We start from the raw sequence: 4,669 nt of genomic DNA, 5'->3' as shown, positions 1-4,669 counted from the left end.
CATGCGAGAGTAGGTCATTTCCAGGCGCCAAATAAAACAGCAAGGCCACTCTAACAGAGTGGCCTTTTTGTTTTGTGCCTTAAATCTAAGCAATTAGTCAGTGTGGCCAGTATGCCCATGCGAGAGTAGGTCAGTTCTAGGGGCCAAAGAACACAGCAAGGCCACCTTAATCGGGTGGCCTTTTTGTTTTGTGTCTTAAATCTAAGCAATTAGTCAGTGTGGCCAGTATGCCCATGTCAGAGTAGGTCATTTCTAGGCGCCTATTTGACTTGAAAGAGTCGTGAAACAGCCCGCTATTATGTAGTGGGCTTTTTTACGTCTGCAATTTGTGCCTGAGAGCGCCTAAGCCATTGACTCGTGTTGATGATATGCCCATAAAAGAGTGGGTCATTACCAGGCTAGATTTAAGATCTACTAGAATAGCGATTATTCACAAGGTGGATCAATACAAGTTTATTAGTCATTATTGACTGTAACTCGCTCAGTTATCATTTATTTTTAGTATAGCTCTGCAAACTGTGACATATATGATGGCTCTTCGATGTCTTATGGCATTATTCACAGCATGTTTTTCCGGTTAATCATGGTAATTTATTATCTAATTCCCTGCTACAATAGCGTTATATTTTTGAATTTGATGTCTGTCTATGTCTATCTCCCTTACTGCATTAAACACACTCGGCCTAAATCAGCATTGCGCTTCTTTAGTTGAAGTCACTAGCAAAAATGAGCTAATCACTAGATGTATTGAGTTGTATCAACAACAAAACCCAATGCTTATACTTGGTGGCGGCAGTAATCTGGTATTTACTGATGACTTTCAGGGAACGGTTGTTAAGGTGAGTACTACGGGAATTGTGATTGATCAAGACGATGACTTCTATTATCTCACTGTACAAGCGGGAGAAAATTGGCATCACTTGGTTGAGTATTGCCTTTCGAGAGAGATTTATGGTTTAGAAAATATGGCCCTGATCCCTGGGACTGTTGGCGCCGCTCCTATACAAAATATTGGTGCTTATGGTGTTGAATTTAATCGGTTCTGTCATCAGATTCAGTTTTTACAACTGGATACCGGAAAGTTAGTCCATTTTGATAATGACCAATGTCACTTTGGCTATCGCGAGTCTATTTTTAAACAACAGCTTAAAAACTTAGCTGTTATCACTGAAGTGACTTTAAAGTTAGCTAAACAGTGGCAAGCCGTTACCAACTATGGTCCACTGCAACATTTAGATCCTGCAACTGTGACCGCGAGACAAATTTTTGATTGTGTTTGTCATGTTCGCCAATCTAAGCTACCTGATCCTAAAAAGTTAGGTAATGTGGGCAGTTTCTTTAAAAATCCTGTGGTATCAATAGATGTCTATAATACCCTTAAAACTCGTTATGCTGCTTTAGTGGGTTACCCACAAGGTGATGATCATTATAAACTTGCTGCCGGCTGGCTGATTGAGCAAGCTGGGTTGAAGGGCTTTAATATAGGTGATGCAGCGGTTCATCAAGAACAAGCTTTGGTTTTAGTTAACCTTGGTAATGCCTCAGGTAAAGAAGTATGCCAATTAGCGCTGTACGTCATCCAGACGGTTTTTAATAAGTTTGGCGTTAGATTACAACCTGAGCCAAGGATTCTAGGTTCTGCTGGGGAGATAGACATAAATGAATGAACATTGGTCTCGTAAACGTCAAATTTTAGCTTGTTTGCATCATGAGCATTTTGTTTCTGGTGAGGTGATAGCGCAGTCTCTATCGCTTACTCGGGCGGCGATTAATCAGCATATCGACGCATTAAAAGATTATGGCATTGAAATCTACAGCGTAAAGGGGAGAGGTTATAAGTTAGCGACGCCAATGTCCTTAGTAAATGAGTCAATTCTTGTCAATAATGTTGATGGCCGCTGTTTTTATTTTGATGAAACAACAAGCACTAATGCTTTTTTACTTGGACATACTAGTGAGCTTAAATCGGGTGATATTTGCATCGCTGAATATCAATCTGCAGGCAGAGGTCGAAGAGGCAGGAAATGGTTGTCTCCCTACGGGCACCATATTTATGCATCCATGTTCTGGCGTTTACATAGCGATATTAGCAAAGCAAGTGGCTTAAGCTTAGTGGTTGGTTGTTCTATTGTTAAGGCTTTATCAGCGTTTGGGGTTGAGGGGCTAGGTTTAAAATGGCCGAATGACATTTATCTAGAACATAAAAAATTAGCAGGGATTTTAGTCGAAATAGCCCACTCATCTGCGCAACAAACCGAGCTTGTAATTGGTTTTGGCATTAATATGAGTATGTCTGCAGAACAAGGCGGGCTTATTGATCAGCCCTGGAGTGATCTCTCCAGTTTAATGAGTATGCCAGATAAAACCGAGCTATTGATCCAACTGCACAAAACCCTTAAAACTGATCTTCAGTTATTTGAGCAAAAAGGGTTGGGCGCTTTTTTGGATCGCTGGAATAAGTATGATTTATTTGCTAATCGCGATGTTTCATTAATCATGGCACCCAATTGTGTAAACGGCATTTGTCGAGGCATTGATGATCAAGGTGCTTTATTGCTTGAAACTGACCAAGGTATTAAGCGCTATTTAGGTGGTGAAATCAGTCTTCGAGCAGCGACATAGGCAATAAGGATGTGGGTTATATAAGGTGAATTTTACAGCAATTTAGGCCTGCTTGACGCCTGCCTAAGCCTGTAGGATGACGTTTTTCTACTCTATGAGACAATGAAATAACATGGTAGAAAGACTCAAATGCTGGCCGAAGGAGGCGACTAAACGGTTGTTTGTTATTTTTATACAATCGGTTGGTTATAAGGTGTTTGCTTAGAATGACTAAGTGTCACACCTTATGGCGTACTTTTGCATATTGAGTGAGTCCGTTATCTCGAACAAGTCTTACTAAATAACGCCTAATAATAGGCGCATATCGTGTTATTTGCGCAGTAAAACCCGATCCATTAAGTGGTTGGGGCCTTTTTGTAAAATCAAATGAGCTCGCTCGCGTGTCGGCTGAATATTTAATGATAAATTGGGGCCATTGATGGTATCCCAAATATTGGCAGCAATTACATTCGCTTCATCGTCGGTCAAAGAAGAGTAATGATGAAAGAATGAGTTTGGGTCACTAAACGCCCCTGTTCTAAATTGCAGGAATCGTTGTTTATACCAATCTTTAAGCAATGACTCATCGGCATCAACATAAATCGAGAAATCGACAAAATCTGATACAAAAGGTCTTCTGGTGTCGATTGGGGTATCTAAACCCGTTTGCAGTACATTTAAACCTTCTAAAATCAAAATGTCAGGTTGGCGAATAGCTTGATGTTCATCGTGACATCTATCATAAGTGACATGAGAATAAAGTGGTGCCAATATCTCTTTATTTCCAGCTTTAACAGCCGATATAAATTCGACTAACATTTTCATGTCATAACTTTCAGGAAAACCTTTACGCTGCAGTAGTCCTTTACGCTTTAAATCTGCTAATGGATATAAAAAACCATCAGTAGTGACTAAATCAACTTTAGGATGCTCGGGCCAACGCTGTAATAACGTCTGTAAGATGCGTGCTGTGGTGCTCTTACCGACAGCTACGCTTCCTGCGATACTAATAATGTAAGGGCCTGGAGAAGCTTTCTGTTCAAGAAACTTATCAAGAACGAGTCCACGCTGTTGTTTAGAGCCGACAAATAAATTCAGTAAACGGCTGAGAGGAAGGTAAATGTCAGTGACTTCATCTAAAGACAGCTTTTCATTCATACCACGCAGGTTTTCTAATTCAGCCTGACTCAATGTGAGTGGCACTGATTTGCGTAATTCAGCCCAATGCTCGCGCTGAAAAGCAAAGTAGAGTGCATCTTGTATTGAGTTAATTGGGTTCATAACCATTCCTCTAGGTTGGTCAGGCACATTACACTATCGTATAAATGGCGACAATAGTTTGGTTCTCATTTGTCTCTATCACTAATTACATTTGCCTACTAATCACTCTTTTTGCGCTAAACAAGTGCAAAAAAACGTCATTTGAAACTTTTTTTAGTTTTTTTATCATTTTACTCTTGCACTCTGGGGCACATTTACCTAATATCCGAACCCGAAATGATACGCCGGCATAGCTCAGTTGGTAGAGCAACTGACTTGTAATCAGTAGGTCCCGAGTTCGACTCTTGGTGCCGGCACCATTTTTCTGGAGGGGTTCCCGAGTGGCCAAAGGGATCAGACTGTAAATCTGACGGCTCAGCCTTCGAAGGTTCGAATCCTTCTCCCTCCACCATTTTCTAGGTAGTTAGGTAGCCTAAACAGGTTGCGCGGATGTCGTATAATGGTATTACTCCAGCCTTCCAAGCTGATAACGCGGGTTCGATTCCCGCCATCCGCTCCAAATTTGTTCGCTGATACGGCTCAGTTGGTAGAGCGCACCTTTAATGAGGGTGAGTCGGCAGTGCGAATCTGCCTATCAACACCAGCTTGTCATGAATAAACTTCCTAACCCTAAATAATCGATTCGATGTCATTTAATGCATCGGATTTTTACTATATGTGTTTTCATCACCAAGATAATTGGACTGAGGCAATACCATGGCAAAAGCTAAATTTGAACGTAACAAGCCCCATGTAAACGTGGGCACCATCGGTCACGTTGACCATGGTAAAACAACTTTAACAGCAG

At 41.1% G+C, this 4,669-nt stretch carries 4 protein-coding genes and 4 tRNA genes; 7 read left to right on the top strand and 1 reads right to left on the bottom strand.

The features are described from left to right. Positions 1 to 641: 641 nt before the first annotated feature. Together murB and birA are read left to right on the top strand one after the other, a co-directional pair. On the top strand, positions 642 to 1,667 hold the full coding sequence (gene murB / locus ACED29_RS20845; protein ID WP_371698640.1) for a UDP-N-acetylmuramate dehydrogenase: 1,026 nt from the start codon (positions 642 to 644) through the stop codon (positions 1,665 to 1,667). Further along, a complete protein-coding gene (birA, locus tag ACED29_RS20840) occupies positions 1,660 to 2,622 on the top strand; it encodes a bifunctional biotin--[acetyl-CoA-carboxylase] ligase/biotin operon repressor BirA (protein ID WP_124017701.1) in 963 nt (320 codons plus the stop codon). Before murB ends, birA begins: the two co-directional genes overlap by 8 nt. Before the next feature lie 309 nt (positions 2,623 to 2,931). On the opposite strand, the gene coaA is transcribed toward birA, so the two are convergent. Continuing rightward, a complete protein-coding gene (coaA, locus tag ACED29_RS20835; protein ID WP_124017700.1) occupies positions 2,932 to 3,882 on the bottom strand; it encodes a type I pantothenate kinase in 951 nt (316 codons plus the stop codon). Between the two features lie 223 nt (positions 3,883 to 4,105). On the opposite strand from coaA, the gene ACED29_RS20830 reads away from it, so the two are divergent. The 5 genes from ACED29_RS20830 to ACED29_RS20810 form a co-directional block, all read left to right on the top strand. Continuing rightward, positions 4,106 to 4,181, top strand: a tRNA-Thr gene (locus tag ACED29_RS20830). A gap of 7 nt (positions 4,182 to 4,188) precedes the next feature. Further along, positions 4,189 to 4,273, top strand: a tRNA-Tyr gene (locus tag ACED29_RS20825). A gap of 34 nt (positions 4,274 to 4,307) precedes the next feature. After that, positions 4,308 to 4,381, top strand: a tRNA-Gly gene (locus tag ACED29_RS20820). Positions 4,382 to 4,390: 9 nt separating this feature from the next. Beyond that, positions 4,391 to 4,465: transfer RNA gene (locus ACED29_RS20815), tRNA-Ile, on the top strand. Positions 4,466 to 4,578: 113 nt separating this feature from the next. Continuing rightward, positions 4,579 to 4,669: GTP-binding protein (locus ACED29_RS20810; protein ID WP_072292276.1), on the top strand; the 91-nt coding region annotated here is incomplete at its 3' end.

This window comes from Shewanella sp. 5S214 (assembly GCF_041439795.1).
GTDB lineage: Bacteria > Pseudomonadota > Gammaproteobacteria > Enterobacterales > Shewanellaceae > Shewanella > Shewanella vesiculosa.
This window is presented reverse-complemented; position numbering and strand designations above follow the sequence as displayed.

What these genes read in the sequence shown, in the direction of transcription:
- birA (WP_124017701.1), top strand. Translation starts at nt 1,660, where the DNA reads ATGAATGAACATTGGTCTCGTAAACGTCAAATTTTAGCTTGTTTGCAT.
- coaA (WP_124017700.1), bottom strand. Translation starts at nt 3,882, where the DNA reads ATGAACCCAATTAACTCAATACAAGATGCACTCTACTTTGCTTTTCAG.